We start from the raw sequence: 26,937 nt of genomic DNA on the forward strand, positions 1-26,937 counted from the left end.
GTGTGGGTTGATCGATAGTTGGGCACATCCTTCGGTGGTAGGAGGTGCACCCATGAATCGACGGTTGATCGGCTGCGGACTGGGACTGCTGGTGCTCGCTTCCGTGACGGCCTGCGGTGAGAGAACCTCGGGAAGCGGCTCTGCGGAGACGTTGCCGACCTCGACGCCACCGTCGTCGACCTCGCCGTCCACCACCGTCGCCGCGGCCAACACGGGCGCCGCGGCACCGGCCGTGAAACGGTGTGACTCGACCGTCCTGAAGGGCGAGATCACGCCCACGGACGCCGGTGCCGGCAACCGGTACGGCAAGTTCGTCGTCACGAACTCCAGCACGATGCCGTGCACGCTCAGCGGCTACAGCGGTTTCCAGCTGGAGAACGCCTCCGGCGCGGTGCCGACCAAGCTGGAGCGCAAGGCAGACCCCGGGCCCGTCCAGATGACGCTCGCACCGGGCGGCAAGGCGTCGGCGAACCTGCACTGGGGCGTCGTGCCGTCGGGCAACGAACCCGTCGAGGGGCCGTGCCAGCCGGAGCCTTCGAAGGCGGCGGCGATTCCACCTGACGAGACGGCACCGCTCACCGTGCCGTGGACGCTTGGCCCCGTGTGTTCCGGTGGCCGGATCGAGATCAGCGCCTTCTACGCTTCGTAGATGGACGCACCCGGATGGCTCGCCGTGCTACCGCACGGCGAGCGCATCGCCCTGTCGTTGCGCTCGGCCGGTGTGCCCACGACAGTCTCCGACGACATCGCGGCGGTGGTGAAAACCGCCGACCGGCCCGTGGTCCTCATTGGACACTTCACCGGCGCACCCGCCGCGGTCCGGTTCGCACAAACGCACTCCGGGCTCGCCGCGCTCGCGTTGATCTCCCCCGTGCTCGGCACGTGGGACGGCGCGTCCGCCGATCTCGCGGACCTCATGGACGAGGTCAGCTCCGGGCCCCCGCTGGGCACCCTGCCGACGTTGTGGCTGCACGGGTCCGACGACGAGATCGTGCCGATCTCCGACACCCGCGCGGGCACCGACCGCGTCCGCGGCTCGGCGTTCGAGGAGCACGTCGTCGACGGACTGCTGAGCGACGGCGAGGCCGTCACCCAGGTGCTGGAGTTCGCCCGAAAGGTCATCTGACACCATTTCGGGTGCCATGGACCAAGACGACCTCGTGCTGCTGATCACCGTGGTGGTCGAGGCGGCGGACGAGCACCAGGCGCGCGCCGCGTGCGACGCGCTTCTCACCCGTGCGGGTGCCCAGATCGTGGACGCCCGCGACTGCTCCGACGAGGAACCCGGCTGCTGGGCCGTCGTCATCACGCGGCCGAGCACCGAGAAGGCCACCCACAACGTCTCCGCGGCCCTCGCGCGGGCCGTTCGCACCTTCGTGCGCGGACTGGGTGACGACTTCCCGACGCCGCGGGTGGCGTGCGAGCCCCCGACGGCCTGGACCGTGCTGGACGAACCGGCCTTGATCAGCACGCTCGTGCCGGGCGCGGAACGCGTCATGGTCGAGGTGTGGGCCGGAGATGACCCGTTCGGTGCAGGCACTCCGCGTGACAACTCGCCCAGCAGGCCGTCTTGATTCACCCGGCCGGTCGGCAGTTCTCCACGACGGGCTGTAGGCGGCATTGTGAGAGTCATGACACGCGTGAGCAAAGGGCCAGCAGCGCGCTCAACTGATCATTAAATCAAGGCCCGTTCGAGTGGATTCAGGCATCCACCCGGTTAGCCGATCTTCGCTCTCAACTGTGAAAATCTGGGCACAATCTCTACTAAGGGTGGTCGTCAGACCATCTTGTTCCGGAGGGTTCGGGAGCCGACATGGCCAGCATCGAAGAGGTCCGTGCCGCAATTGCCCAGGCGATCGACAAGGCGGCTCAAAGCCAGTCGGCCCTCCAACAGGCGGCTGAGCTCGCCGAGGACGCGCAGCAACTGCTGACAAGTGTCACGCAGGGCTCCGTGCAGGCGGACGTCGAGACGACGAACGCCCAGTTCGCCCAGGTCGTGTCCGGCGTGAGCGAGCTGCAGAACTACCTCGGCGCCGGCATCTCCGGGGCCGAGGGCATCAACAGCAGGCTTTGATGGCGTCCATCGGCGAGGTTCGTGCCGCGCTCGAGCAGGCGGGCGAGATCCTGCGGGAGTCGTACCGCAGTGTGCGCACCGCGCAGGAGGACCTCGACGAGGCGGTCGCCATCCTCGCCGAGTCGAGTGAGAACCACCACGAATCGCTTCTTCCACCCGAGTTCGTGCGCGCGAAGGAAAGATTTCCTGATCAGCTGGAGCTGATGGTGGGAACCCTAGAGCGCATCCAACGACTCACCGTGGAGCTGTGATGAGCAGGCGGGACGACCGGCGGGCGAAGATCGAGAACGCCTTCGCGGAGTTCCAGCGCGCCGTTTCGGCCGCGCTGGGCTCCGTGGCGCGCGAACACCGGGCGCTCGCCACCGAGCACGCCAAGGACATGTTCGAGTTCACCGTGCGTGGCATGGGCGTCGACAAGGCGTTGCAGGACGTCGCCCTGCGCGACGTCACCGCGTTCCTGACGGTGGACGAGAAGCGCGCCAAGAACCCGCGCCAGGCGCCGTTGTCGATGGCGCAGTTCCAGGAGCGGCTCGACCAGATCCGCTACGACTGGCAGCAGTCGTTCCACGAGTGGACGTCCTCCGGCCCTGCCCAGCTGACCGAACTGGTGAACTCGGTCGCCGCCGGGCCCGCGTCGTGGCCGCACGAGTCGTGGCTCGGGCACCCCGGCACGCACGACGGCAGCGAGGGCGTGCCGGAGCTGTGGCGGATCGGCACCGGCGTGGTGACGTCGGCGCCGGAACCCGTGCCGTTCCCGGTGGCCGTGCCGCTGCTGGACCAGGCGCACCTGCACATCTCGTCCACTCCGGACAGTCGCCAGCAGGCGGACACCCTGGTGGAGTCGCTGCTGCTGCGGGTGCTCTCGCACTTCCAGCCCGGTCTCGTGCACGTGCACGTGTGGGACGTCGGCCAGCTGACCGGGTCGTTGCCGGGGCTGTACCCGCTGACCCGCGCGAACCTGCTGACGGTGCACGACCCCGCCCGGCTGCACGAGCTGCTGGACGAACTGTCCGAGCACATCCGCCAGGTGCACACCAAGGTCCTCGTCGACGGCCACCTGACCGTTCGCGCGGTCAGCGGTGAGGGCAGGCGGACCGAACCGTGGCGGATCGCCGTGCTGTTCGGCAACCGCAAGGCGTTGAAGGAAGACCAGCAGCAGCAGCTGCAACGCGTGGCGCGCAACGGTTTGGCGTGCGGTGTGCAGCTGTTCATCGTCGACATCCCGATCACGATCAACTCGCCGGTCGAGACGGTGTCGTTGCGCGGGGACGGTTCCGCGACCTGCACCATGACCGGCAAGCACGTGACCGTGACGCTGGACCCCGCACTGCCGAGGACGCTGGTGCCGCGCGCCTGCGCCGCCATCGCGGAGAAGCGCGAGGAACGCCGGTCGCGCATGGGCACGTTCGGCGACCTGCTGCCGGACCGGCCGTGGACGGAGAACTCGGCGGCGGGAGTCGTTGCGCCCGTGGGGTTCGACGACGGCGAGCAGGTCTGCGTGCAGCTCGGCGACACGTCGCCGCACGCGTTGATCGGCGGCCCTTCCGGTTCGGGCAAGACGAACTTCCTCTACGCGATGCTCGGTTCGTTGTGTGCGCGCTATTCGCCCGACGAGCTCGAGCTCTACCTGTTGGACTTCAAGGAAGGCGTGTCGTTCGCGCAGTTCGCGCCGGGCCGCAAGGACCCGTCGTGGCTGCCGCACGCACGCCTGGTCGGCGTGAACGTCAACACCGACCGCGAGTTCGGCGTGGCGCTGCTGAGGTTCCTGTCCGACGAGATGCGCCGGCGGGCGGACGCGGCCAAGCAGCACGAGGTCACCAAGCTGCAGGACCTGCGCGCCGAGGACCCGTCCGGCCGCTGGCCGCGGATCATCGCGGTGATCGACGAGTTCCAGTACCTGTTCGGCGAACGCGACCAGGTCACCGCCGCCGCCACGCAGCTGCTGGAGGACGTGGCGCGCCGCGGCCGTTCGCAGGGCATCCACCTCGTGCTGTCGTCCCAGGACGTCTCGGGCATCGAGGGCTTCTGGGGCAAGTCGGCGATCTTCGAGCAGTTCACGGTCCGCATCGCGCTGCCCAAGGCGCGGCGGGTGCTGGCGGAGCCGCAGAACGACGCCGCCGTCGAGCTCCCCCGCTGGCACGCGGTGATCAACCACGAGTCGGGCGTCAAGCCCGGCAACGAGATCTGCCGCGTCCCGGACTCGACGTCCAAGGGCACCATGGACTTCCTGCAGAACGAGCTGTGGCGGCGTGAGCCGGGCCAGGCGCCGGGCCTGTTCGACGGCAGCAAGATCCCGCTGCTCGACGCGACGCCGGACTTCCTCGATCTGCGGCCCGGCGACGCATCGCCTACCGTGCTCCTCGGACAGGTGATCGACGTCGCGGGCAGCGCGGCACGGGTGCGGTTCGCCCGCACGCCGGGCCGCAACATCGCGGTGATCGGCTCCGTGGTCCAGGACGCGGCCGCGGTGCTCGGCGGAGCGGCCGCGTCACTGGGCAGGCAGCACCACCCGCACGAGGCGGTGTTCACGCTGGCCTGCCTGGTCGAGGAAGCGATGCCCTCGGCGTTGCATCTGATGAAACGCCTGAACAACGACGGGCATGATGCGGAAGTGATCCAGATCGACCGCATCAAGGAGGTGCTGGGCGAGACCGCGGCCCGGCTGCAGGCGATCAACACGGGCCAGGCCGACGCGCCGCTGAAGCCGCACTACCTGGTGCTGTACGGCGTCGACGCCGCGCAGACGTTGCTGGAGCAGAAGGATCCGACGACGCGAACGTCCGGTGTGGACAGTCTGCGCACGGTGCTGAAGCACGGCCCCGAGAACCGGACGCACGTGCTGGGCTGGTGGCGCGGCGTGACGAGGCTGAAGGCGAGCCTCCCGCCCGGCGTGTACGACGACATCGGCGCCTGGGTGGCGTTCGACGTCCAGGGCAAGGAGCTGCTGTCGCTCGGACCGGAGCAGGTGATGTCGTGGTCGCCGAGACCGCGCCGCGGCCTGTTCTTCGACCGGTTCGAGCACTCGCGACCGCAAGTGATCATCCCGTTCGACACAGGAGAAGCGTGATGAACCCGATGATGACCTCGATGTTCGAGTCGGTCCCGTCGCAACGTCAGAGCGAGGAGGTGATCGAGGTGCCGACGATCTCCGCTGTCGAGCGCTACAAGGAGATCATCGCCATCGCAACGGACGCGGCAGCCCGCCAGCGCAAGCTGGACGAGGTGAGGTGCACCGAACTGGCCGAGCGGATCGCGGCGACCCAGCACGAGATCGCCGAGGTGCGCGATCGCGAGCGGGTCGTGCGGATGGGCGCCGCGCTGCACTGGGAGGCGGCGGTCGAGCAGCTCTGGAACGAACGCTGGCTCCAGATGGTCACGCCCCCGCAGCCCGACGAGTCGGTCCCGCCCCGCCCGCAGGGCGAGTACAACCGGGCGATGGACCTCGCGTACCAGGAGCTGGAGGAGTCGCTGCAGAAGCGAACCCTGCTGCGCCGCAAGCAGAAGGACTGAGTGCGCCGCTTACGCACCCCCGCCGACGTGCAGGACGCCAGCACGGACCCGTTGGTCCGCTGGGCGGCCCAGGCACTGTCGGCCGGTGGTGCCGCCTGGGAGCACAACGGCGCGGTAGCGGTGCACGCCCCGTGCCTGACCCGACGCCGCCGCCTGGTGCTGTCGGGCCCCGCCGAGGGCGTGGCGTCGCTGTTGGCCGCACACGGCCGTGGCGTGAACCTGCGCCCGTTGATGGAACGTCAGCTCGCCTCCGTCGTCGAGCCCCTGATGCCGACGCCGTGGATCGAGGACAAGCCGTTCGGCTGGATGGACCGCACCGGCGCGCTGGACCTGCCCGATGACGCCTCCTGGCTCTCCTCGCTGGACGACGTGGAACCGCTCCTGCGCACGGCGAACCCGGACTCGTGGGCGTGGCCGGGCGAGAAGGGCGTGACCCGCTGGGCAGGCCTTCGTGTGGGCGACGAGCTCGTGGCGACAGCCGCAGAGGCCTGGTCGTCGGCGGACGTCGGCTTCATGATGGGCGTGGCCGTCCACCCGTCGCACACCAACCAGGGCCTGGGCCGCCGCATCTGCCAGTTCGTCACGTCCTCCCTGCTGACCCTCTACGGCTGCTGCGCCCTGTTCGTGGAGAACCACAACGCGCCGGCCATCGCCGTCTACCGCAAGCTCGGCTTCGAATACCGCGACGTCACGACACTTCTTCCTGCGGTCTGAGTCACAGTGCGGAACAGTCGGACCCGACGGTCGGTTGAAACGGATAACTGATCCGCAACCCACGAGGGAGATGGTCCGATCATGACCAGCACCGCACTCGAAGTCCGCCTGGCCTCCCGCCCGACCGGCTGGCCGACCGACGAGAACTTCGAGATCGCCGAGGTCGAAGTCCCCACCCCGGGCGACGGCGAGATCCTCGTGCGCAACGTGGTCATGAGCGTCGACCCGTACATGCGGGGCCGCATGAACGACGTCAAGTCCTACGTCCCGCCGTTCCAGGTGGGCGCCCCGCTGGAGGGCGGCGCCGTCGGCGAGGTCGTGACCTCCAACTCCCCCGACTTCAAGCCGGGCGACCACGTCCTGCACGGCCTGGGCTGGCGCGACTACGCCGTCGTGAACGCCGCCCACACCGTGAAGGTGGACGGCTCGTTGGCCCCGCTCTCCACGTACCTCGGCGTCCTGGGCATGCCGGGCCTCACCGCCTACGCGGGCCTCCTCGCCACCGCGGAGTTCAAGCCGGGCGACACCGTCTTCGTCTCGGGCGCGGCAGGCGCCGTGGGCCAGATCGTGGGCCAGATCGCCCGCCTCAAGGGCGCGGCCCGCGTGATCGGCTCCGCGGGATCAGCCGACAAGGTCAAGTACCTGACCGAGGAGCTCGGCTTCGACGCCGCCTTCAACTACAAGGACGGCCCGGTCCTCGACCAGCTGGCCGCCGCGGCCCCCGACGGCATCGACGTCTACTTCGACAACGTGGGCGGCGAGCACCTCGAGGCAGCCATCGAGGTCATGAACCTCAACGGCCGCATCACCATGTGCGGTGCCATCTCGCAGTACAACGAGTCCGTGAAGCCGACGGGCCCGAGCAACATGATCCAGATCCTGGCGAAGCGCCTCACGCTGCGCGGCATGCTGGTGGGAGACCACAAGGCGTTGCAGCCGCAGTTCATCAAGGAGGTCGCGGCCTGGATCGCCTCCGGCGAGCTGAAGTACTCCGAGACGGTGGTCGAAGGCGGCGCTCGCCAGGCACCGGCAGCGTTCCTGGGCATGCTGCGCGGCGAGAACACCGGCAAGATGCTGGTGAAGTTCTAACAGCCGGGCACGCCCGACCAGCAGTCGTGCCCACTGTCGCGAGCCCGCTTCACATTGCTGGACCGCACGCGGGGCGCTTTCGTTCGTTCAGCGCGAACGAAAGCGCCCCGCGTGCGGCAAGAAACGTGAAGCGGGCTCGCGCCGGCGGCGGGTCCGTCTTCCGGCCAGCTGCTCAGACCAGCTTGCCCGGGTTCAGGATCCCGGTCGGGTCGAGGTCGTTCTTGACCGCGCGCAGCACTGACACGCCGACCCCGCCGATCTCCTTCTCCAGCCAGGGCAGGTGATCCCGCCCGACAGCGTGGTGGTGGGTGATCGTGCCGAGCCGGGAGATCGCGTCAGAGGCCGCGATCTTCGCCTTCTCCCACTGCGCGACCGGATCCGCGAGGTCCCGGGGCACCAGCACGGTGAAGTACAACGAGGCCCCGGTCTCGTAGGCGTGCGAGACGTGGCACATCACCACGGGGTTCCCGAGCTCCGCGACCAACGCCTGCCGCACGGCATCACGCAGCTCGGACACCGAGGACCAGCGGGTGGCGGTCTCCAGGGTCTCCACACACACCCCGGCGTCCAGCAGAGCGTCCCGCTGCCGGGGCCCGTTGAACCGCCCGTGCAGCCAGGACTCCCCCATGGCCCGCCCGAGCCGGACGACCTTGTGCCGCCGCAACACCTTCAAGGTGGCAAGTCGATCCCGGCACTCCCACCCGAGGATCACCAGGCAAGGCGCAGCAACCCGCCGCACCCGCAGGTACTTCTTCACCACCTCGGCCTTGCCCCCGGCCAACGCCAGGGCAACCTCGGTCTCGTCCACATCGGACAGACGGGTGACGTCGGCCGGCGCCCCGGCCTGAGCCAGGTCGCGCACCAACGCGACCCCGGACTCCCAGCCGTCGACGACAAAGCCTTCGTACCGAGGCGAAACAGGCACAGGACGCACCCGCACGGACACCTCGGTGATCACCCCGAAGAGCCCCTCCGACCCCAGCACCAGCTGCTTCAGATCAGGGCCGGCAGCCGAAGCAGGAGCAGTACCGACAACCCAGGAACCGACAGGCGTGGCCACCCGCACCGACTCGACCATGTCCTCGAACCGCCCGTACCCGGACGAGGCCTGCCCAGCAGACCGGGTGGCGGCGAACCCGCCAATGGTCGCCCGCTCAAAGGACTGCGGCACGTGCCCGAGCGTGAACCCGTGCTCCCTCAACAGCTTCTCGGCCTCAGGCCCGGTCAGCCCGGCCTGCAACACGGCCACCCGGGAAACCGGATCAACGGACACGAGCCGGTTCACCCCGGCGAGGTCCAGCGCCACCACGGCGGACTTGGACCCGCGCAACGCTTCGACGCCGCCGACCACCGACGTCCCTCCGCCGAACGGCACCACGGCGACGTCGTACTCGACGCAGACGCGGAGCACCTCGGCGACCTCGTCGTGCGAAGAAGGCGACACGACAGCGTCCGGCACGGCCAGCGTCCCGTGCCCGCGACGACGCAGCAGGTCGAGGTAGGAGAAGCCGCCGGCGCGCCCGAGCCGGTCAGGGGCGTCGACGGACACGGAGCACACCGCCTCCAAGGCGGTGAAGGCGTCCGCCGACAGCGCGGAGGCGGGCGCGGACACCGGCACCTCCGCGAACGGCTCCCCGAGGCCCACCCGCTGGCTCAGCCAGGCCAGGGCGTGCGGGGGCAGCGGCACGGTTTCGGTGGTCCATCGGGCTCTGGTCACTGCTACAGTGTTACACATGACGTCTCAACGTCACACCCACGACGCCCTGCTCGACGCCACCCGTGAGTGTGTTCTCGAGGTGGGGGTGCGCCGGACGACCCTCACCGACGTGGCCAAGCGCGCCGGCGTGAGCCGGATGACCCTCTACCGGCGCTACCCGGACGTGGACCACCTCGTCAGGGCCCTGATGACCAGGGAGTTCGCCGCGATCCTGGAGCAGGTCGAACAGGCGAGCGGCCGCGGCAACGCACGCGAGCAACTCGTCCGGCGCGCCGTCGACGCCATCCGGTTGCTGGAGGCCAACCCGGTGATGCAACGGGTGTTGCAGCTCGACGCCGACCTGATGCTGCCGTACCTGACGGACCGGCTGGGCAGCACGCAACGGCTGGTCGAGCAGTTCCTCGTCGCCCAGGTCGAGGCGGGGCACCTGGACGGGTCGATCCGGTTCGGGGACGCCAAGACGCAGGCGCGGGTCGTGCTGCTCAGCACGCAGTCGATGGTGCTCAGCACCAGGCCCGCCACCTCCGGGCTCGACTTCGGCGCCCTGCTGGACGAACTCGCCAAGCAACTGGACGGAGCTCTGAAGCCGTGAACACGTCCCTGAACGCCGGCAGGCGCGCGCAGGACCTCGAGGCAGCACAACAGGAAGTCGCCGACGTCCTCGTCATCGGCGGTGGCGTGACCGGCGCGGGGGTCGCGCTGGACGCGGCGTCGCGCGGCCTCAGGACGGTGCTGCTGGAGGCGCACGACCTGGCGTTCGGGACCTCGCGGTGGTCCAGCAAGCTCGTCCACGGCGGCCTGCGCTACCTCGCCAAGGGCGACGTGCGGCTCGCGCACGAGAGCGCGGTCGAGCGGGGCATCCTGATGACCAGGACCGCGCCGCACCTGACCCGCACGTTGCCGATGCTGTTCCCGTTGCACGGCACCGCCGGGCACTTCGTCATGTCGGGCTTCCGCGCGGGCAACGCCCTGCGCGTCGCCGCCCGCACCCCCGCCGACGTCCTCCCGCCGCCGCGCCGGGTCTCCCGGCACGAGGCCCACACGCTGGTCCCCGGCCTCGACACCCGGCACCTCACGGGCGGGCTGCTCAGCTACGACGGCCAGCTGGTCGACGACGCCAAGCTCGTCGTGGCACTGGCCAGGACGGCGGCCGGCCTCGGGGCGAAGATCATCACCAGGGCGAAGGTCCTGACCCTGCACGGTGACGGCGCCGAAGCCGAGGACACGCTCACCGGCACGAGGTTCACGGTCAGGGCCAGGGCGGTGGTCAACGCGACCGGCGTCTGGGCCGGCACCCTCGCCCCGGTCAGCCTGCGCCCGTCCCGGGGCTCGCACCTGGTGCTCGACGCCCAGCGGGCAGGGATCACCGGCACCGCCCTGACCATCCCGGTCCCCGGCGAACGCAACCGCTACGCCTTCCTGCTGCCCCAACGCAACGGGCGCGTCTACCTGGGCCTGACCGACGAGCCGGTGGACGAGATCCCGGACGTGCCGCGGGTCCCGCAGTCCGATGTGGACTTCCTCCTCGACACGGCTTCCCGCTTCCTGCACCGGGAACTCACCCAGAAGGACGTGATCGGCAGCTACGCCGGCCTGCGCCCGCTGCTCGAAGCCGAAGGCACGACGGCGGACCTCTCCCGCCACCACGCCACGCTGAAGGCACCGAACGGCGTGATCACGATCGTCGGCGGCAAGCTCACCACGTACCGCAGGATGGCGGAGGACGCGGTCGACGCCACGAACATCACGCAGATCCCCTGCCGCACCAGGGACATCCGCCTGGTCGACGACGCCCCGGCCCCGACCGCGCCGATCGCACCGGGCATCACCGAGGCCGACGTCCTGCACGCGATCCGCCACGAAGGCGCGCTCACGATCGACGACGTCCTCGACCGGCGCACCCGGACCGGTCTGGTGCCGCAGGACCGCGCCGAGGCCGAGCCGGCGATCGCGAACCTCCTGGCCACCGCACAGGAACCCGCGTAGAAAACGGGGCGCCCCGAAGGGACGCCCCGTTCACAGCTCAGCGCAAGGACTGCAGGATCACTCGCCGATGACCGGCTTCGCGGCCTTCGGCGGCTCGACCAGGGACTCGCCCTCGATCCGCACCTTCCGCTTGTGCTCGTTGCTGCCGCCCTGCTGGCCACCCGCACCGGCCATCGGGGCACCACCCATCATGCCGCCCATGCCACCACCGGGTCCGCCCTTGCCCGCGGCACCGGCCGCGGCGGCAGGAGCGGCACCGGCCGCACCGCTGCCGGAGGCCATGACACCGGCAGCGCCACCGAACTGCGTGGCCGAGGTGCCACCGGCACCACCGCCACCGGCCGGGCCGCCACCGAAGCCGGCGGGCATGCCGCCACCTCCGCCGCCGCCCATGCCCTTACCGGCACCACCGCCACCGCCGCCGCCCGCCGACGCCGTCGCGGCGTGGTCGGTGGTCGCCGGCCGGTACCAGTCGGAGTTCGGCGTGGTCGGGGAACCGATCGACGGCGGCTTGGTCCCGGTGCCGCCACCGGCCGTCGTCGTGGTGTCGGCCGGCTCCCAGTGACCGGGCACCCAACGGCCGGGGCCGGACGTGCCCGCACCCGTGCCGCTGCCGCCCGGCGGCACGTAGCCGGGGCCGGAGACGCCGCCCGAGCCCGAACCCGCGCCACCGCCGGCGTAACCGCCCTGGCCACCCCGAGGAGGCGTGTAGGCCGGAGGGCGCCCGCCCGTCCCGGCACCCGCGCCGGTGCCCGGGTACGGGCCCTGGTAGCCGTCGGTGTTGCCGCCCTGGTAGCCGGGACGGACGTTGCCGACACCGTCACCGGCGGTCAGCGGGCCACCGGCGTAGCCGCCACCCGCGCCGCTGGTGAACGTGCCGCCCGCGCCCGCGGAAGCACGGTCCTGGTCGCCGCCGCGGATGCCGTCGAAGCCACCCGCGGTGTTGCGGACCGAACCGCCGCCGCCACCGCCCTTGCCCTGGTTCGCCATCGTCGAGATCGCGTCGATGATCGACTCGGCGGCCTTGGCGATCTGCGAGACCGACTGGATCAGCTTCAGCAGCTTCTGCACGGAGCCGACGAGCTTCTGCAGGAAGTCCGAGAGCTTCTTCGCGTAGTTGACCGCGGTCGTGACGATGTCCGCGATCGCGCCCGCGATGGCCGCGCCGAACGTCAGGAACGACGCCGCGAGCCACTGGATGATCTTCATGACCATGTCGGACACGGCCTGGCTGATCAGGTCCATGATCATCTTGCGGACGGTGCCGACCAGCTCACCGGCGCCCTTCACCGCGCCCGCGATGCCGTCGACGGACTTCGCGAGGGTCTCGAGGCCGGTCGCGTGCCGCTTGGCGGCGGCGCGGTAGCCGTCGGCCGCCCTGCCCTGCCACTCGCGGGTCTGCGAGACGCAGATCTTCTCGTACTCGGTCGCGATGTCCTTGACCTGCTTGCCCGCGTTCTTGAACGACTCGGACATCTTGGCGATGGACTCGGGGCTGCCGAGCAGGACGTCGAACGGCTCCCGCAGGAAGTCGACGTGCTGGATGGCCCAGCTGAAGCCCGCGGCCAGGAAGCCGCTGAGGGGGTTCGAGCCGTTGCCGACCATGCTCATGGCCGCGTTCGCGATGCCGAGGCCGCCGCTGACCCAGTCGCCGCTCTCGATCGACCTGTAGGCGTTCGAGACGTTGTTGAACAGCTGCGCGGTGTCACCACTGGACTGCGTCGCAGGCGCGTTCATCAGCGGCCTCCCTTGAAGCCGAACATGTTGTCGAGGTCGACCTGCTCGTACTGCTCAACGGTCTTCTTGAGGCCGTTGCCCATGTCCATCAGCGAGTTCGCGGCCTTGCCGAGCATGTCCTGCGACAGGCCCGCCTCCTGGAGGACCTTCGACGCCAGGAACCCGAGGAAGACGCCGAACGCCTCAGTGGTGAGGGCACCCGGATCGCACGTCTCGGTGGCCTTGCGCATCCGTTCCATGAGCCGGTCCACGCTGGCGGCGTGGGTTCTCAGCTCGTCGAGATCGATGTTGAAGTGCTGCTGCACGACTTACCCCCTCCTGCACTCAGGCCATGACGTCGGGCGGGTTGGTGAAGTAGTCGTCGTCAGGCCGCGTGTCCTTGCGCTCCAACTCCGACTTCGGTTCGTCCTCGTCGGTTCCGTCGCCCTTGTACCCGTTCGGCATCTGCGCCTTCACGAACTCGAGGGCCGGGCTGTCGCCGACGAAGTCCGTCATGATCTGCACCACCCGCCCGGAGGCGTCGCGCTGGGCCTTTGACGAGGCCGTGAGCACCGCGGAGGCGATCTCGCTGGGGTCCATGCCGCGCGCTTCCGGCTTGATCTGGAGATCGGTCAGCACGCCTGTTGCGTTAACTGTCACCGTGATCAGGCCGTCTGGCGAGCTGGCGCTGCCACCCACACCACCGAGCTGGTCGCGGGCCTGTTCGGCGTGCTGCTTGGCCTGCTCGATCTTGGCCCCGTACTGCTTGAGCCACTGATCCGGGTCAATGGGCTGCATGGTCACCCCCGTTGAGTGAATTGGTCGTTCGTTCGATTCGCCGTAGACGCCCGTATCGTTTCACTCGTTCCCTGCTCACCGATACTTTCAGTCCGATTACCGCCATCCGGGCTAACGAAGGGGTTCACCGTGCCTGAGGGAGTGCTGGAGATCGACCGGATCTCCAAGCGCTACGGGGAGGTCGTCGCCCTGCGGGACATGTCTTTCGACGTGCGCGCCGGCGAGCTCTTCGGATTCGTCGGCAGCAACGGCGCCGGGAAGACCACGGCCATGCGCATCGCGCTGGGCGTGCTCGTGGCCGACTCCGGCGAGGTGCGGTGGAACGGGAGAGCCGTCGACCTCGACACCCGGCGCCGCATCGGCTACATGCCGGAGGAGCGCGGGCTGTACCCCCGGATGAGGGTGCTCGACCAGCTCGTCTACCTGGCCGAGCTGCACGGCATGGGCACCAACGAGGCCCACACGAACGCGGAGAACTGGATCGCGCGCCTCGGCCTGCGCGACCGCCGCTCCGACGAGGTGCAGCGCCTGAGCCTCGGCAACCAGCAGCGCGTCCAGCTGGCCGCCGCACTGGTGCACGAGCCGGACGTGCTGGTGCTCGACGAGCCGTTCTCGGGCCTCGACCCGGTCGCGGTGGACGTGATGAGCCAGGTGCTGCGTGAGAAGGCCTCCGCGGGCGTGCCGGTGGTGTTCTCCAGCCACCAGCTCGACCTGGTGGAACGGCTGTGCGACCGGGTCGGCATCGTGAGCGCCGGTTCGATGGTCGCGAGCGGAACGGTGGACGAACTCCGGTCGGGTGGCACACCTCGCCTCGTGGTGGAGTCGCCAACGACCGACTGGGCTGCCACGCTGGACGGTGTGCGGGTGATCGAGAGGAACGGGACGCGGTGCGTCCTCGACCTCGCCGACGGCGTCGACGACCAGGCCGTGCTGCACGCGGCGCTCGCCGCCGGTCCCGTGCACGAGTTCTCCCGGCAGCGCCCGTCGCTGACCGAGCTGTTCCGCAACGTCGTGACCACCGAGGGCAGGACTGGATGACGTCGGCCCGAGCGGTCTCGCTGGTGGCGAAGCGCGAGTTCGTCACGAAGGTGCGCACCAGGTCGTTCCTCATCGGCACCGCGGTGATCATCGCCGTGCTCGCCGGGTACGTGGTGCTGCAGTCCGTCCTGTTCGACGACCAGCAGCGCAGTGTCGTGGGTCTGTCCGGGCAGGCCACGCAGCTCGCCGATCCGTTGAAGGACAAGGCGAAGGCGTTCGGCATCGAGCTGGAGACGCGCGACGTCACCACCGGCGGCAACCCGGAGGACCAGGTCCGCGACGGCTCGCTGGACGCGCTGGTGACCGGTGCGCCACCGGTGCTGAAGATGATCGTCAAGGGCTCCGGCGACGAGGTGCTGACGACCGTCCTGAACGACGTGCTGCGCCAGCAGGTGCTGGTCGCGCAGCTCGCGGAGGCAGGCATTGCGCCGCAGGAGGTCGCGCAGAGCCTCGCGAAGGTCGGCGTGGAGGTCACCGCGCTGGAACCCGTTGACCCACAACGGGGTCAGCGCCTCGCGATCGGGTTGATCGTGGCCGCGCTGCTGTACTACTCGTTGCTGGTCTACGGGACGATGGTCGCGCAGGGCGTGGTCGAGGAGAAGTCCAGCCGGGTCGTGGAGATCCTGCTCGCGACGCTGCGACCGTGGCAGTTGTTGCTGGGCAAGGTGATCGGCCTCGGCGCCGTCGGCCTGCTGCAGCTGCTGGTGATCTCGACGGTCGGCCTCGGGCTGTCGTCGGCGTTCGACGTGATCGACGTCAGCGCGTTCGGCGGCGCGGTCCTGCTGACCGGCGTGCTCTGGTACCTGCTGGGTTTCTTCCTGTACGCCACGGTGTTCGCGGCCGCCGCGTCCCTGGTGTCGCGGCAGGAGGAGCTGCAGTCGGTGCTGACGCCGATCAGCATGACGATCATCGTGGCGTTCGTGGCCGGCATCAACCTGATGATCGGCAGCCCCTCCGGCTCGACGGTCACCGTCCTGTCGCTGCTGCCGCCGTTCGCCCCGATCCTGATGCCCGGCCGGATGGCGCTCGGCGTCGCACCGGCCTGGCAGGTGCTGCTGGCCGTGGCGCTCGCGTTGCTGGCCATCGCGGCCATCACGTGGCTGGGCGGCAAGGTCTACGCGAACGCCGTGCTGCGGACCGGCGCTCGCGTCAAGCTCCGCGAGGCGCTCAGGACTTGATCGCCTGGTAGCGGTCGAGCGCGATCTGGCGTTCGACCGCGTGGTCGACGATCGGCGTGATGGTGTGGGAGTCCGGTGCGTACCTCTTGACGTACGCGCCGTCCGGGTCGAACTTCTTGGCCTGCGTGGTCGGGTTGAAGACGCGGAAGAACGGCGCCGCGTCCGTGCCGCAGCCCGCGACCCACTGCCAGTTGTGCTGGTTCGAGGCGATGTCGCCGTCGACCAGGTGGTTCATGAAGTGCCGCGCGCCCCACCACCACGGCAGGTGCAGGTCCTTGACCAGGAAGCTGGCCACGATCATGCGCACCCGGTTGTGCATGAAGCCCTCTTGCAGCAGCTGCCTCATGCCGGCGTCGACGATGCCGAACCCCGTGCGGCCTTCCTTCCAGGCCTCGAAGAGCTCCTCGTCGTGGTCGAGTTCCATGCGGTCGAACTTGCGGTCGTAGTTCTCGCGCGCGGTCTCGGGCTTGTGCCACAGCACGTCGGCGTAGAACTCCCGCCAGGCGAGCTCGCTGCGATACGTTCCGTCACAGTCCTGCAGGAGCGTGCGGGGGTGCAGGACACCCCACCGCAGGAACGCCGACATGCGGCTGGTCGCGTCCATGTCGGGGCGGTCGCGCGTCTTGTCGTAGTCGTCGAGGCGTTCGTCGCGGAACTTCTCCCAGAGCGCGAGGGCGTCCCCGAGTCGTTCCTCCGTCTTCGGGATCTCGGCGCTGTGCGCGGGTTCGATCCAGTCCAGGGTGGACGCGTCGGTGTCCGCGGGCTTGCGCCAGCCGTGTTCCAGCCAGGCGTTGCGGAACGGCGTGAAGACCTTGAACGGCGTGCCGTCCTGCTTGCGCACCCGTCCCGGCGCGACGGCGTACGGCGAGCCGGAGCGGACGAGTTCGACGTCCCCCAACGCTTCCTCGACGGCCTCGTCCCTGCGCCTGCCGTAGGGCGCGTAGTCCGCGGAGATGTGGACGCTTTGAGCGCCGATCTCCTTGGCGATGCGGGGAACCGTCTTCACCGGATCGCCGTGCACGACCATCAGGCGCCCGCCGAGTTCGTCGTTCAGGGCGTGCAGACAGCGATGCAGGAAATCGATTCGCGCCTGCCCCGACGGTTTCAGCAACCGGTCGTCGAGAACGAACAACGCGAGTGCGCGGGGAGATCTTTCCGCCGCGGCGAGAATGGCGGGATGATCGGATGTCCGCAAATCACGGCGGAACCAGACGAGTGACGGGGAAGAACTCACGTTCCGACGCTAAGGCGAGCGGGACGGGTCTGCATGATGGGCGCCGTCGAGCACGATCAGCCGGACCATCTCGCGCAGCCTGCCGTAGTAGTGCGCGGCGTACGGGCGGTGGTGCGGCGACGCGGGGTCGGCGAAGAGCGGGACGACCCGGTGCAGGTCGTCGAGGCAGCGGGCGGCCGTGCCGAAGATGTCGTCGTTGAGGACACCGCGATTGACCAGCCAGTTCTGCGTGCAGCCCGAAGCATCGGCGTCGACCGTGACCATGCAGACGCCGTCGATGTCGGCACCCCGCAGGCCGTGGGGGAACTTCAACTTCCGGTGCAGCGCGTACATCCGTTCGACTTCCGCTCGCACGTCCTCACCCCCAGGTAACGCGAAAGGCGCGCCGCCCGTGGCGACGCGCCTTTCATACTGCCTGAAGAACTAGCCAGTGATCAGCGGTTTTCCATCGCGACGAAGTCGCGCTCGGTCGGGCCGGTGTAGATCTGCCGCGGGCGGCCGATCTTGGTGGCCGGGTCGTTGATCATCTCGCGCCAGTGCGCGATCCAGCCGGGGAGACGGCCGAGCGCGAACAGCACGGTGAAGAACTTCGTCGGGAAGCCCATCGCCCGGTAGATCAGACCCGTGTAGAAGTCCACGTTCGGGTAGAGCTTGCGGGAGATGAAGTACTCGTCGCTCAGGGCGGCCTCTTCCAGCTGCTTCGCGATGTCGAGCAGCTGGTCGTCGGCGCCGAGCTTGCCGAGGATCTCGTCGGCGGTCTTCTTGATGATCGCGGCGCGCGGGTCGTAGTTCTTGTAGACCCGGTGGCCGAAGCCCATCAGGCGGACGCCGTCCTCCTTGTTCTTCACCTTGTTGACGAACGACTGCACGTCGCCGCCGTCGTTCTTGATCTTCTCCAGCATCTCCAGCACCGCGCTGTTCGCGCCGCCGTGCAGCGGGCCGAACAGGGCGTTGATGCCCGCGGAGATCGAGGCGAAGAGGTTCGCCTCGGAGGAGCCGACCAGGCGCACGGTCGACGTGGAGCAGTTCTGCTCGTGGTCGGCGTGCAGGATGAAGAGCAGGTCGAGCGCGCGGACGAGGTCCGGGTCGAGGTCGTAGGCCTCGGCCGGGAAGCCGAACGTCATGCGCAGGAAGTTCTCCACCAGGCCAAGCGAGTTGTCCGGGTAGAGGAACGGCTGGCCGACCGACTTCTTGTACGCGTAGGCCGCGATGGTCGGCAGCTTGGCGAGGAGGCGGATCGTGGAGATCTCCACCTGGTTCGCGTCGAACGGCGACAGCGAGTCCTGGTAGAAGGTCGACAGCGCGGAGACCGCGGACGACAGCACCGGCATCGGGTGCGCGTCGCGCGGGAAGCCGTCGAAGAAGCGCTTGAGGTCTTCGTGCAGCAGCGTGTGCCGGCTGATCTTCTTGTTGAAGTCCTCGAGCTGCGCGGCGGTCGGCAGCTCACCGTAGATGAGGAGGTACGAGACCTCCGCGAAGTTCGAGCGCGCGGCCAACTGCTCGATCGGGTACCCGCGGTAACGCAGAATTCCGGCGTCACCGTCGATGTAGGTGATCTCGGAGGAGCAGGAGGCCGTGTTGACGAAACCGGTGTCCAGGGTTACCAGACCGGTGGTCGACAGCAGCTTGCCGAGATCGATGCCGGACGCGCCTTCGGACGCCCGCACCACCTTCATCTCGAGCTCTGCGTCCCCGTGGCGCAGCGCGACGGTCTGTGGGTCGGTCGGCGCAGTCGTCGCGTCGGGCATTCAAGTCCCTCTCAACGCTCGGACGGGGTGGCGGCAGGCCACGCCGGGCCTGCCGTCGTCTCGGACCACCCCGTTGGGATCTGAGTCTTCAAGTCCAGTCACGCTAGTCGGCGGAAGGCCCGCCTCGCAGCAGCGGTGTGAACCGATTCTGTGAGATGGGACCGGCATCACATCCGTAATGCCAGTTTCTAGCGCGGCTACCCCACGGTAGTCCGATCCTCCGTTTTATCCACCCAAGGCGGCGGTGAGTTCGCTCGCAAAGGGCGGTTCGGCACCCGCACGGGAACATGTGATCGCGGCGGCCGCACCGGCGTACGTCAATGCGGTGGTCCATTCCTCGTCCGAGAGGCCGCGGATCTTCTCGGCGCTGAGCGCGTCGTGGTCGTGCAGCCACGCGAGCAGGGCGCCTTGCACGGTGTCGCCCGCCCCGATCGTGTCGACCACGTCCACCTTCACGGGTGGCACGTCGACCTGTCCGGTGGCCGTGATCACTGACAGACCGTCGCCACCTTTCGTCAGGACGACGGCGGCCGGCCCCTGTGAAATCCACGTCCTTGCGATCTCGATCACGTCGTCGGACTCGGCGAGCCACTGGGCGTCCTCGACCGAGAGCTTGAGCAGGCCGACGTCGGGCAGCCACGACCGGAACCGCGCGCGGTAGGCGCCCGGATCGTCGATGAGACCGGCCCGGATGTTGGGGTCGAGCGCCGTGAGCAAGCGCTTGCCCTCGCGCCGCAGCACCGTCTCGTAGACCGAGGCGCCGGGTTCGAGGACGAGGGACAGCGTGCCGAACGACACCGCCTTGGCGTCCGCGGGCAACGGGCCGGGGTCCTCGACGAGCCGGTCTGCCGTGCCGTCGACGTAGAACGCGTAGCGCGCGCTGCCGTCGTCCGCGAGGCCCACGACGGCGAGCGTGGTGTTCTCCGGTCCACGTTGGACCAGGTCCGTCGTCACGTTCGCCGCGTGCAGCCGCTTGACCAGCTGCTCTCCGAAGTGGTCGGTCGACACCCGCGACAGGAACGCCGTCGGCACGTCCAGCCGTCCGAGCGCCACAGCCACGTTGTACGGCCCGCCGCCGAGCTTCGGCGCGAGCGGGGTGAGCTCGTCCTCGCCCACCGGCACCATGTCGACCAGAGCCTCACCAGCAACCACGATCACGCGCTCTACTCCTTCTGGGAGACCCCGTTCCTCTGGAGCCCATCCAACAACAGTTCGCCCAGGGCGGTGAACGCCTCGGCGTCCGAAACGCCTGCCCGCTTCGTGAGGACCCCGGTCTGGATGCCCTCGATGAGCAGACCGGCCATCTCGGCGAACAGCGTGGCGTGCACCTCGCGGAACACGTGGCGTTCGACGCCGTCCTGGATGAACGCCTTGATGCGCTCGGCCGCAGCGCGCGCGTTGCGTTCGTAGGTGGCCCTCGTCGGTGGGAACTCGGACACGTCCGCGATGAACGCCGCCGAGGCCTTGTTCAGCTCCTCCGCGGCCCCCGCGAGGTAGCTGCCGATGCGTTTGCGCACGTCGTTGAGGCCCGCGATGCGCTTCTCGATGCGTTCGGCGGCGCCCTTGAAGTACCGGCCGACGACCCGGACCGCGAGCTGCTCCTTGCTGCCGGCGAGCGCGTACAGCGTGGATTTCGAGCAGTGCAGCCTGCCCGCGATGTCGTCCAGCGTGAGATGCCCGAAGCCCTCGGTGAGGAACAACGCCTCCAACCGGGTGAGCAGCTCGGCCTGCCGCTGCGTGAGAGCCCGCGTCATATGAGGACCTTGCCACAGTCACTGGCTGCTGTACTGCACAACGCACTAGAGTACAGCTACCAGTACACCACCGGAGGTCGACGATGCCCGCCGAGCGGCTGCTCCCCACCCAAGAGGCCGAGGACCTGATCGCGCTGGTCAGGGAGATCGCGCGGGACGAACTCAAGCCCCACGCGGCCGACGCCGAGGAGAACGAGAAGTTCCCCCGCGACGCGTTCCGCCTGCTGGGCAGGTCGGGCCTGCTGGGCCTGCCGTACGCCGAGGAGTTCGGCGGCGGCGAGCAGCCCTACGAGGTGTACCTGCAGGCGTTGGAGGAGGTCGCCTCCGCGTGGATGACGGTCGCCGTCGGCCTCTCCGTGCACGTCATGTCCTGCTACGGCCTGGCGCAGTTCGGCACCCGCGAGCAGCAGGAGCGCTGGCTGCCCGAGATGCTCGAGGGCGAACTGCTCGGCGGCTACGCGCTGTCCGAGGTGCAGGCGGGCTCCGACCCGGCCGCCATGGCGACCCGCGCCGTCCGCAAGGGCTCCGAGTACGTCGTGAACGGCACCAAGGCGTGGATCACGCACGCCGGCGCCGCCGACTTCTACACGCTGATGGCCCGCACGTCCCCCGACGCGGGCCGCGGCATCTCGTGCTTCCTCGCGCCGGGTGAGGCGTCCGGTCTCGTGGCCGCCACCCCTGAGCGCAAGATGGGGCTCACCGGTTCCATCACCGCGCAGCTGGCGTTCGACGACGTGCGGTTCGGCGCGGACCGGCTGATCGGCAACGAGGGCGACGGCCTGAAGATCGCACTGTCCGCTTTGGACTCCGGCCGGCTCGGGATCGCCGCCTGTGCGGTGGGTCTGGCGCAGGCCGCCCTGGACGAGGCCGTGGCGTACGCCAAGACGCGCACGCAGTTCGGCCGTCCGATCATCGAGTTCCAGGGCCTGGAGTTCCTGCTCGCCGACATGGCCGCCGCCGTGGAGTCCGCTCGGGCCACCTACATCTCGGCCGCGCGCCGGCGCGACCGCGGGTTGCCGTTCCGGCAGCAGGCGTCGATCGCCAAGCTCATCGCCACCGATGCGGCGATGAAGGTGACGACCGACGCCGTGCAGGTGCTCGGCGGTGCCGGCTACACCCGTGACTTCCCGGTCGAGCGGTACATGCGCGAGGCCAAGGTGTTGCAGATCTTCGAGGGCACCAACCAGATCCAGCGCCTGGTGATCGGGCGCGGACTGCGTTAGTCGCTTTCGCGGTAGAAGGGGTCGGCCACGGCCCCTTCGCCCTTCTGCTCGTTCCACGTGTAGACCTCGCGGCCCTGGACGTAGACGTTCAGGGCGCGGCTCATCACGTCGAGCGGGTCACCGGACCAGATCACCACGTCGCCGTCGAGCCCGGGCCTGAGCGAACCGACCCGGTCGTCCAGGCCCATGATCCTGGCGGGGTTGGTGGTGATGGACTTCAGGGCGGTGTCGCGGTCGAGGCCTTCCTTGACCGCGAGGGTGGCCTGGTGCACCAGGAAGTGGATCGGCACCACCGGGTGGTCCGTGGTGATCGCGAGTTCGACACCGGCGCGCGCGAGGATGCCCGGGTTGCGCAGGCCCCGGTTGCGAAGCTCCACTTTGGACCTGCTGGTGAACAGCGGGCCGATGATGACCGGGATCCGCTTGTCCGCGATGACGTCCGCGATCAGGTGGCCTTCGGTGCCGTGGTTGAGGATCAGGCGGTAGCCGAACTCCTCCGACAGGCGGATGGCCGTGGCGATGTCGTCGGCCCGGTGCGCGTGCTGGCACCAGCCGAGTTCGCCGCTGAGCACCTTGCCGAGGATCTCCATGGTGTTGTCGCGGTCGAACGGCTTGCCGTCCTTCTCCGCCTCGGCCTTCTTGGCCGCGTAGTCCTGGGCCTTGGTCAGCTGGTCGCGGATGACCGCCGCCACGCCCTGGCGGGTGGACGGCAGCTTGCCCTTGTCGCCGTAGACGCGCTTGGGGTTCTCGCCCAGGGCGCTCTTCACGCTCACCGGTTCCTTGACGAGCATCTCGTCGACCGTGCGACCCCAGCACTTGATCGCGACCGTCTGGCCGCCGATGGGGTTGCCGCTGCCCGGCTTGATCACCGCGGTGGTGACGCCACCGCTCAGGGCGTCCGCGAAGCCCAGGTCGGCGGGGTTGATGGCGTCGAGGGCACGCATCCTCGCGCCGACCGGGTCCGTCATCTCGTTGGTGTCCTGGCCGGCCCAGCCCTCGGCCTCCTCGTGGACGCCGATGTGGCCGTGGGCCTCGACGAAGCCCGGGAGGACCCAGGCGCCGTTCGCGTCGACCGTTCTGGTGCCGTCCGGGATGTCGACGTTCTGGCCCACGGCTGCGATCTTGCCGTCCTGGATCAGGACGGTGCCGCCTTCGATCGGGGCGCCGTCCACGGGGACGACGTAGCCGCTGGTGATCGCGAGGTTCATGGTTAGCGACGCTAACGGTTTTGGTCGGTGGTGGCCACCCGGTACGTCACCTTGGTCCCGCTCGGCTCAGCAGGTGGTCAGAGCGGGCGGATGCCCCACCGTGCGCCCCAGGACTCCCCCGGCGAGACCCAGATCAGGTCCACCCCCGAGTTGAGCGCGTCCGGCGGGCACGTCATGGGCTCGACCGCCACCGCGCGGCCCCGGTTCGGGTAGGAGTCCGGGGTGTAGACCTGCACCCAGCGGAACGCCGGGTCCGCCCACACCTCCACACCACTGTCCTTCGAGGTCAGGGTGTGGTGGATCAGGCCGTCGGACGCCGGTTCGCAGCCTCCGAAGGGCGTGTCCAGCTTCGCGCCCTCCAGCGGGCGGCCCCCGCGGAAGTCGAACTGCGTGCCCTCGACCGGGGTGGCCGGGCCGGACGGGACCATGCGGTCGGTGTCCAGCGGCAGCACGGTGGTCGCGGCGAGGGTCAGGGTGCACGCGTCGGTCGCGGCGTTGCCCGCTCGGGGGTACGGGTGGGTGCCCACGCCGAACGGGGTGGGGACGTCGCCCACGTTCTTCACGCCGTGGGTGACGGTCAGGCCGTTGTCGTCGAGGGCGTAGGAGACGGTGACGTCGAGGGCCGCCGGCCAGCCCGGCTGGGGTTCGATCAGGGCCCGCAGCGACACGAGGGAGCCGGTGTGTTCGAGGACCGACCACGGACGGCGGCGGACCAGGCCGTGGATGGCGTTGCCCCTGGCCGGCTCGGTGATCTCCAGCTCCTGCCGGACGCCGTCCAGCACCCAGGTGGCACCCGCGGTCCGGTTCGGCCAGGGGACGAGGACAGCGCCCGCGCTCATCGGAGGTTTCTCGTCGGCGCCGAACGTTTCCACGTATGGGACGTCGTCGACCTCGAAGGAGCGCAGGCCCGCCCCTACAGTCGTGATCACGGCGGTGGCACCCTCGTACGAGATCCCCAACATGAGGCTGAAGCCTACGGGGCCGGCGAAAGGATTTGCCCATGAAGGTTCATCACCTCAACTGCGCCACGTTCCGGCCGCCCCTGGTGGCCGGTGGGCTGGTGGCGCACTGCCTGCTGATCGAGTCCGACCAGGGGCTGGTGCTGGTCGACACGGGTTTCGGGATGAACGAGGTGACGAACCCCAAGGGGACGATCGACCCGATGAGCCGCACGTTGCTGCGGCCGGTGCTCGACATCACCGAGACGGCGATCAGCCAGGTCGAGAAGCGCGGGTACACGGCGGACGACGTGCGGCACGTGCTGGTGACGCACCTGGACCTCGACCACGCCGGTGGGTTGCGGGACTTCCCCAAGGCGACCGTGCACGTGCTGGACGCGGAACTGGAGGCCGCGGTCGGGGCCAAGGGGACCAAGGAGAAGGCGCGGTACCCGAAGGCCCAGCGGGACGGGGTGAACTTCCGGACGCACAAGGCCGAGGGGGAGAGCTGGAACGGGTTCGAGGCCGTCAAGGACGTCGATGGGCTGCCGGACGACATCCTCATGGTGCCGCTGATCGGCCACACGCGCGGGCACACGGGCATCGCGGTCAAGGGCGACGACGGGTGGTTGCTGCACGCCGGGGACGCCTACTTCTACCGCGGCGAGGTCGAGACGCCGCCCAGCAACATCTTCGCGTTGAAGCTGACCGCGCGGCAGACCGAGACGATCCGCGAGCAGCGGCTGTCCAATGTGGAACGCCTCAGGGAGCTCAAGGCGTCGGGTGAGGTGGAGGTCTTCTGCGCCCACGACCCGGTCGAGCTGGCGCGGCTCGCGTGACGTTCATCCACCAGGTCCGCCTCGACCAGGCCGGCGACACGCACCGGTACCCGTTCACGTTGCCGGTGGTGCGGCACCTGATCGAGCAGCCGTTGCACTTCCGCACGCCCGTCACGTTCCTCACCGGGGACAACGGCGCGGGCAAGTCGACGCTGGCCGAGGCGATCGCGGTGGCGGCCGGGTTCAACGCCGAGGGCGGCACGCAGTCGTTCCGGTTCGCGACGAAGGCGACGGAGTCGTCGCTCGGTGACCACCTGATCCTGAGCTGGGGCACCAGGAAGCCGCGCACGGGGTTCTTCCTCCGGGCCGAGTCGTTCTACAACGTCGCCACCGAGATCGACCGCATCGGCGAGGGGATCCACGCCTCGTACGGCGGGAAGTCGTTGCACGAGCGGTCCCACGGCGAGAGCTTCATCGACCTGATGACGCACCGGTTCGGCGGTCGTGGCCTCTACGTGCTGGACGAGCCGGAGGCCGCGCTGTCGGTCAAGGGCTGCCTCACCGTTCTCCGGCGCATGCACGAACTCGTCGAGGAGGGCTCGCAGTTCATCATCGCCACGCACTCGCCGATCCTGCTCGCGGCGCCCGGCGCGACGATCCTGGAGATCACCGACACGATCGACGAGATCTCCTACGACACGGCGGAACCGGTCAGGCTCACCCGCAACTTCCTGGGCGATCCCGACCGGTTCCTGAAACACCTGCTGGACTAGGAGATCACTTGCCGAGGTTCTCCGGGTGCGTCTCGACCTTGCCGTGCAGCACGCGGTTGATGCCCCAGAGCACCAGACCGGCGAGCAGCAGGTAACCCGCGATCTTGTAGTCGTCGATCGGACGACCCGACAGGCCCGGGATCGCGAGGTACGCGCAGGTGATCGCGCCGAGCACCGGTGCCCAGGTGGGCGCCCGGAAGTGCTTGTGCTCGGCCTTCTCCCGGCGCAGCACGAGGCACGCGACGTTGACGATGGTGAAGACGATCAGCAGCAGCAACGACGTCGTGCCACCGAGCTTGCCGATGTCCGCTGTGGACACCAGGATCACCGCGACGCCCGTCGTGAAGACGATCGAGATCCACGGCGTGCGGCGGAACGGGTGCACGGTGCCGAAGAACTGCGGGATGATCTTCTCGTTCGCCATGCCGTACAGCAGGCGGGACGCCATCAGCATGTTGATCAGCGCCGAGTTGATGACGGCCAGCAGACCGATCAGCGCGAAGATCCACAGCGGGAAGCCCGGCGCGCCGACGGTGACGACCTTCAGCAACGCGCCGCTGCTCGCCTTCGCGAGTTCGTCGGACGGGATCAGCAGCGACGACGTGATCGCGACCAGCACGTAGATCAGGGCCGCGACGCCCATGCCGATCAGCATCGCGCGCGGGAAGATCTTGGCCGGGTTCTTGCACTCCTCGGCCATGTTGACCGAGTCCTCGAAGCCGACCATCGCGAAGAACGCGAGCGCCGTCGCCGAGGTGACCGCGAGCATGATGTTGGACCCGGACGGCACGTGGATCTCGGTGAGCCGTGAGGGTTCTCCGTCGCCGACCGCCACCGCGTACGCGCCGATCGCGATGATGATCAGCAGGCCGGACAGCTCGATGCAGGTCAGGACCACGTTGGCCTTGACGGACTCCGAGACGCCGCGGAAGTTGATCAGGGCGAGGCCGCCGATGAAGACGATCGCGAGCCCGGTGAACACGAGCGACTCCGGCCGCAGCGAGACGTCGAAGAACTCCACCAGCAGCTGCCGCAGGTACGTGCGACCGAACGCCAGCGCCGCCGACGACGCCGAGGTGATGCCCGAGCACATGACCGCGAACGCGACCATGAACGTCAAGAAGTGGATCTTGAACGCTCTGTTCGTGTACAGCGCCGCGCCCGCTGCCTTGGGGTACTTCCCGACCAGTTCCAGATAGCTGAACGCCGTCAGGAACGCCACCAGGAACGCGAGCAGGAACGGCAACCAGAGCGCGCCGCCGATCTTGCCCGCCACGTTGCCGGTGAGCGCGTAGATGCCGGTGCCGAGGATGTCGCCGACGACGAAGAACAGCAGCAGCTTCGGGCCGATTGCCCGATGTAGCTCTGGTTGCTCCGTTTGTGGAGTCGCTTCAGCCATGCCCGAAGATTCTGCTCCTCTTGATCGGCTACCTGCGGGAACGGACGCTGACCTCACCCAA

The 26,937-nt window shown here is 69.1% G+C and carries 28 protein-coding genes; 16 read left to right on the forward strand and 12 right to left on the reverse strand.

Annotated features, from left to right (window positions below; translation table 11 throughout):
• Nucleotides 1–52: 52 nt before the first annotated feature.
• The 9 genes from QSK25_RS27895 to QSK25_RS27935 all read left to right on the forward strand — a co-directional run bounded on the left by QSK25_RS27895 (nucleotide 53) and on the right by QSK25_RS27935 (nucleotide 7,387).
• Nucleotides 53–649 carry a DUF4232 domain-containing protein gene (locus QSK25_RS27895; RefSeq protein ID WP_285642602.1) on the forward strand — a complete coding sequence of 199 codons (597 nt, stop codon included), beginning with the start codon at nucleotides 53–55 and terminating at the stop codon, nucleotides 647–649.
• Entirely contained in the window at nucleotides 650–1,126 is a 477-nt protein-coding gene (locus QSK25_RS27900; RefSeq protein ID WP_285642604.1) for an alpha/beta hydrolase, read from the forward strand.
• A 16-nt stretch (nucleotides 1,127–1,142) separates the two neighbouring features.
• Nucleotides 1,143–1,574, forward strand: a complete 432-nt coding sequence (locus QSK25_RS27905; RefSeq protein WP_285642605.1) for a hypothetical protein — start codon at nucleotides 1,143–1,145, stop codon at nucleotides 1,572–1,574.
• Between the two features lie 239 nt (nucleotides 1,575–1,813).
• Nucleotides 1,814–2,074 (forward strand): hypothetical protein, encoded by a 261-nt coding sequence (locus QSK25_RS27910; RefSeq protein ID WP_030481403.1) that lies wholly within the window; start codon nucleotides 1,814–1,816, stop codon nucleotides 2,072–2,074.
• Nucleotides 2,074–2,325, forward strand: a complete 252-nt coding sequence (locus tag QSK25_RS27915; RefSeq protein ID WP_285642608.1) for a hypothetical protein — start codon at nucleotides 2,074–2,076, stop codon at nucleotides 2,323–2,325. The genes QSK25_RS27910 and QSK25_RS27915 overlap by 1 nt, the downstream gene beginning before the upstream one ends.
• Nucleotides 2,325–5,141: an FtsK/SpoIIIE domain-containing protein gene (locus tag QSK25_RS27920; RefSeq protein WP_285642609.1), complete on the forward strand. Its 2,817-nt coding sequence runs from the start codon at nucleotides 2,325–2,327 to the stop codon at nucleotides 5,139–5,141. Before QSK25_RS27915 ends, QSK25_RS27920 begins: the two co-directional genes overlap by 1 nt.
• Entirely contained in the window at nucleotides 5,141–5,584 is a 444-nt protein-coding gene (locus QSK25_RS27925; RefSeq protein WP_285642610.1) for a hypothetical protein, read from the forward strand. The genes QSK25_RS27920 and QSK25_RS27925 overlap by 1 nt, the downstream gene beginning before the upstream one ends.
• Entirely contained in the window at nucleotides 5,585–6,298 is a 714-nt protein-coding gene (locus tag QSK25_RS27930; RefSeq protein WP_285642613.1) for a GNAT family N-acetyltransferase, read from the forward strand.
• Nucleotides 6,299–6,379: 81 nt separating this feature from the next.
• Nucleotides 6,380–7,387, forward strand: a complete 1,008-nt coding sequence (locus QSK25_RS27935; RefSeq protein WP_285642614.1) for an NADP-dependent oxidoreductase — start codon at nucleotides 6,380–6,382, stop codon at nucleotides 7,385–7,387.
• A gap of 172 nt (nucleotides 7,388–7,559) precedes the next feature.
• Here QSK25_RS27935 and QSK25_RS27940 read toward each other — a convergent pair whose 3' ends face one another.
• Nucleotides 7,560–9,122, reverse strand: coding sequence for an FAD-binding oxidoreductase (locus QSK25_RS27940; protein WP_285642616.1), 1,563 nt, complete (start codon nucleotides 9,120–9,122; stop codon nucleotides 7,560–7,562).
• On the opposite strand from QSK25_RS27940, the gene QSK25_RS27945 reads away from it, so the two are divergent.
• Entirely contained in the window at nucleotides 9,121–9,696 is a 576-nt protein-coding gene (locus QSK25_RS27945; protein ID WP_285642618.1) for a TetR/AcrR family transcriptional regulator, read from the forward strand. The genes QSK25_RS27940 and QSK25_RS27945 overlap by 2 nt on opposite strands.
• The gene (locus QSK25_RS27950) at nucleotides 9,693–11,090 is read left to right on the forward strand and encodes a glycerol-3-phosphate dehydrogenase/oxidase (RefSeq protein ID WP_285642619.1); all 1,398 of its coding nucleotides are present in this window, start codon (nucleotides 9,693–9,695) and stop codon (nucleotides 11,088–11,090) included. The genes QSK25_RS27945 and QSK25_RS27950 overlap by 4 nt, the downstream gene beginning before the upstream one ends.
• 57 nt (nucleotides 11,091–11,147) lie before the next feature.
• Here the strand turns inward: QSK25_RS27950 and QSK25_RS27955 are convergent, their stop codons facing one another.
• The 3 genes from QSK25_RS27955 to QSK25_RS27965 are packed head-to-tail and all read right to left on the reverse strand — an operon-like array spanning nucleotide 11,148 to nucleotide 13,604.
• Nucleotides 11,148–12,827 (reverse strand): WXG100 family type VII secretion target, encoded by a 1,680-nt coding sequence (locus QSK25_RS27955; protein WP_285642620.1) that lies wholly within the window; start codon nucleotides 12,825–12,827, stop codon nucleotides 11,148–11,150.
• Nucleotides 12,827–13,132, reverse strand: coding sequence for a hypothetical protein (locus QSK25_RS27960; RefSeq protein ID WP_285642622.1), 306 nt, complete (start codon nucleotides 13,130–13,132; stop codon nucleotides 12,827–12,829). Before QSK25_RS27960 ends, QSK25_RS27955 begins: the two co-directional genes overlap by 1 nt.
• Nucleotides 13,133–13,151: 19 nt before the next feature.
• Nucleotides 13,152–13,604 (reverse strand): YbaB/EbfC family nucleoid-associated protein, encoded by a 453-nt coding sequence (locus QSK25_RS27965; protein WP_285642624.1) that lies wholly within the window; start codon nucleotides 13,602–13,604, stop codon nucleotides 13,152–13,154.
• Nucleotides 13,605–13,733: 129 nt separating this feature from the next.
• Between QSK25_RS27965 and QSK25_RS27970 the strand changes: the two genes are divergently transcribed.
• Complete coding sequence (locus QSK25_RS27970; RefSeq protein ID WP_285642625.1) at nucleotides 13,734–14,642, forward strand: ABC transporter ATP-binding protein; 909 nt, start codon at nucleotides 13,734–13,736, stop codon at nucleotides 14,640–14,642.
• The gene (locus tag QSK25_RS27975) at nucleotides 14,639–15,820 is read left to right on the forward strand and encodes an ABC transporter permease (RefSeq protein WP_285642626.1); all 1,182 of its coding nucleotides are present in this window, start codon (nucleotides 14,639–14,641) and stop codon (nucleotides 15,818–15,820) included. Before QSK25_RS27970 ends, QSK25_RS27975 begins: the two co-directional genes overlap by 4 nt.
• Here the strand turns inward: QSK25_RS27975 and QSK25_RS27980 are convergent.
• The 5 genes from QSK25_RS27980 to QSK25_RS28000 all read right to left on the reverse strand — a co-directional run bounded on the left by QSK25_RS27980 (nucleotide 15,810) and on the right by QSK25_RS28000 (nucleotide 20,556).
• Nucleotides 15,810–17,054, reverse strand: a complete 1,245-nt coding sequence (locus QSK25_RS27980; protein ID WP_285642628.1) for a cryptochrome/photolyase family protein — start codon at nucleotides 17,052–17,054, stop codon at nucleotides 15,810–15,812. The genes QSK25_RS27975 and QSK25_RS27980 overlap by 11 nt on opposite strands.
• A gap of 9 nt (nucleotides 17,055–17,063) precedes the next feature.
• A complete protein-coding gene (locus QSK25_RS27985) occupies nucleotides 17,064–17,408 on the reverse strand; it encodes a hypothetical protein (RefSeq protein ID WP_285642630.1) in 345 nt (114 codons plus the stop codon).
• Nucleotides 17,409–17,488: 80 nt separating this feature from the next.
• Nucleotides 17,489–18,802 carry a citrate synthase gene (locus QSK25_RS27990; RefSeq protein WP_285642631.1) on the reverse strand — a complete coding sequence of 438 codons (1,314 nt, stop codon included), beginning with the start codon at nucleotides 18,800–18,802 and terminating at the stop codon, nucleotides 17,489–17,491.
• 225 nt (nucleotides 18,803–19,027) lie between these two features.
• The gene (locus QSK25_RS27995) at nucleotides 19,028–19,960 is read right to left on the reverse strand and encodes a carbohydrate kinase family protein (protein ID WP_285642634.1); all 933 of its coding nucleotides are present in this window, start codon (nucleotides 19,958–19,960) and stop codon (nucleotides 19,028–19,030) included.
• Between the two features lie 5 nt (nucleotides 19,961–19,965).
• Nucleotides 19,966–20,556, reverse strand: a complete 591-nt coding sequence (locus QSK25_RS28000; protein ID WP_285642635.1) for a TetR/AcrR family transcriptional regulator — start codon at nucleotides 20,554–20,556, stop codon at nucleotides 19,966–19,968.
• A gap of 83 nt (nucleotides 20,557–20,639) precedes the next feature.
• Here QSK25_RS28000 and QSK25_RS28005 point away from each other — a divergent pair, with 83 nt between their 5' ends.
• The gene (locus tag QSK25_RS28005) at nucleotides 20,640–21,779 is read left to right on the forward strand and encodes an acyl-CoA dehydrogenase family protein (RefSeq protein WP_285642636.1); all 1,140 of its coding nucleotides are present in this window, start codon (nucleotides 20,640–20,642) and stop codon (nucleotides 21,777–21,779) included.
• Here the strand turns inward: QSK25_RS28005 and QSK25_RS28010 are convergent.
• Both QSK25_RS28010 and QSK25_RS28015 read right to left on the reverse strand, forming a co-directional pair.
• The gene (locus tag QSK25_RS28010; RefSeq protein WP_285642638.1) at nucleotides 21,776–22,987 is read right to left on the reverse strand and encodes an amidohydrolase; all 1,212 of its coding nucleotides are present in this window, start codon (nucleotides 22,985–22,987) and stop codon (nucleotides 21,776–21,778) included. The genes QSK25_RS28005 and QSK25_RS28010 overlap by 4 nt on opposite strands.
• Nucleotides 22,988–23,064: 77 nt before the next feature.
• Nucleotides 23,065–23,949 carry an aldose 1-epimerase family protein gene (locus tag QSK25_RS28015; protein WP_285642641.1) on the reverse strand — a complete coding sequence of 295 codons (885 nt, stop codon included), beginning with the start codon at nucleotides 23,947–23,949 and terminating at the stop codon, nucleotides 23,065–23,067.
• A 38-nt stretch (nucleotides 23,950–23,987) separates the two neighbouring features.
• Between QSK25_RS28015 and QSK25_RS28020 the strand changes: the two genes are divergently transcribed.
• Together QSK25_RS28020 and QSK25_RS28025 are read left to right on the forward strand one after the other, a co-directional pair.
• Nucleotides 23,988–24,764, forward strand: a complete 777-nt coding sequence (locus tag QSK25_RS28020; RefSeq protein ID WP_285642643.1) for an MBL fold metallo-hydrolase — start codon at nucleotides 23,988–23,990, stop codon at nucleotides 24,762–24,764.
• Nucleotides 24,761–25,477 carry an AAA family ATPase gene (locus QSK25_RS28025; RefSeq protein ID WP_285642646.1) on the forward strand — a complete coding sequence of 239 codons (717 nt, stop codon included), beginning with the start codon at nucleotides 24,761–24,763 and terminating at the stop codon, nucleotides 25,475–25,477. The genes QSK25_RS28020 and QSK25_RS28025 overlap by 4 nt, the downstream gene beginning before the upstream one ends.
• A 4-nt stretch (nucleotides 25,478–25,481) precedes the next feature.
• On the opposite strand, the gene QSK25_RS28030 is transcribed toward QSK25_RS28025, so the two are convergent.
• Complete coding sequence (locus tag QSK25_RS28030; protein WP_285642649.1) at nucleotides 25,482–26,876, reverse strand: APC family permease; 1,395 nt, start codon at nucleotides 26,874–26,876, stop codon at nucleotides 25,482–25,484.
• Between the last annotated feature and the right edge of the window lie 61 nt (nucleotides 26,877–26,937).

Origin of the sequence: Lentzea sp. NBRC 102530 (assembly GCF_030269365.1) — a bacterium.
GTDB lineage: Bacteria > Actinomycetota > Actinomycetes > Mycobacteriales > Pseudonocardiaceae > Lentzea.

What these genes read in the sequence shown, in the direction of transcription:
- QSK25_RS28010 (WP_285642638.1), bottom strand. Translation starts at nt 22,987, where the DNA reads ATGAACCTCGCGATCACCAGCGGCTACGTCGTCCCCGTGGACGGCGCC.
- QSK25_RS28030 (WP_285642649.1), bottom strand. Translation starts at nt 26,876, where the DNA reads ATGGCTGAAGCGACTCCACAAACGGAGCAACCAGAGCTACATCGGGCA.
- QSK25_RS27905 (WP_285642605.1), top strand. Translation starts at nt 1,143, where the DNA reads ATGGACCAAGACGACCTCGTGCTGCTGATCACCGTGGTGGTCGAGGCG.
- QSK25_RS27965 (WP_285642624.1), bottom strand. Translation starts at nt 13,604, where the DNA reads ATGCAGCCCATTGACCCGGATCAGTGGCTCAAGCAGTACGGGGCCAAG.
- QSK25_RS27900 (WP_285642604.1), top strand. Translation starts at nt 650, where the DNA reads ATGGACGCACCCGGATGGCTCGCCGTGCTACCGCACGGCGAGCGCATC.
- QSK25_RS27975 (WP_285642626.1), top strand. Translation starts at nt 14,639, where the DNA reads ATGACGTCGGCCCGAGCGGTCTCGCTGGTGGCGAAGCGCGAGTTCGTC.
- QSK25_RS28000 (WP_285642635.1), bottom strand. Translation starts at nt 20,556, where the DNA reads ATGACGCGGGCTCTCACGCAGCGGCAGGCCGAGCTGCTCACCCGGTTG.
- QSK25_RS27925 (WP_285642610.1), top strand. Translation starts at nt 5,141, where the DNA reads ATGAACCCGATGATGACCTCGATGTTCGAGTCGGTCCCGTCGCAACGT.
- QSK25_RS28020 (WP_285642643.1), top strand. Translation starts at nt 23,988, where the DNA reads ATGAAGGTTCATCACCTCAACTGCGCCACGTTCCGGCCGCCCCTGGTG.
- QSK25_RS28005 (WP_285642636.1), top strand. Translation starts at nt 20,640, where the DNA reads ATGCCCGCCGAGCGGCTGCTCCCCACCCAAGAGGCCGAGGACCTGATC.
- QSK25_RS27945 (WP_285642618.1), top strand. Translation starts at nt 9,121, where the DNA reads ATGACGTCTCAACGTCACACCCACGACGCCCTGCTCGACGCCACCCGT.
- QSK25_RS27940 (WP_285642616.1), bottom strand. Translation starts at nt 9,122, where the DNA reads ATGTGTAACACTGTAGCAGTGACCAGAGCCCGATGGACCACCGAAACC.
- QSK25_RS27920 (WP_285642609.1), top strand. Translation starts at nt 2,325, where the DNA reads ATGAGCAGGCGGGACGACCGGCGGGCGAAGATCGAGAACGCCTTCGCG.
- QSK25_RS28015 (WP_285642641.1), bottom strand. Translation starts at nt 23,949, where the DNA reads ATGTTGGGGATCTCGTACGAGGGTGCCACCGCCGTGATCACGACTGTA.
- QSK25_RS27935 (WP_285642614.1), top strand. Translation starts at nt 6,380, where the DNA reads ATGACCAGCACCGCACTCGAAGTCCGCCTGGCCTCCCGCCCGACCGGC.
- QSK25_RS27895 (WP_285642602.1), top strand. Translation starts at nt 53, where the DNA reads ATGAATCGACGGTTGATCGGCTGCGGACTGGGACTGCTGGTGCTCGCT.
- QSK25_RS27955 (WP_285642620.1), bottom strand. Translation starts at nt 12,827, where the DNA reads ATGAACGCGCCTGCGACGCAGTCCAGTGGTGACACCGCGCAGCTGTTC.
- QSK25_RS27910 (WP_030481403.1), top strand. Translation starts at nt 1,814, where the DNA reads ATGGCCAGCATCGAAGAGGTCCGTGCCGCAATTGCCCAGGCGATCGAC.
- QSK25_RS27990 (WP_285642631.1), bottom strand. Translation starts at nt 18,802, where the DNA reads ATGCCCGACGCGACGACTGCGCCGACCGACCCACAGACCGTCGCGCTG.
- QSK25_RS27915 (WP_285642608.1), top strand. Translation starts at nt 2,074, where the DNA reads ATGGCGTCCATCGGCGAGGTTCGTGCCGCGCTCGAGCAGGCGGGCGAG.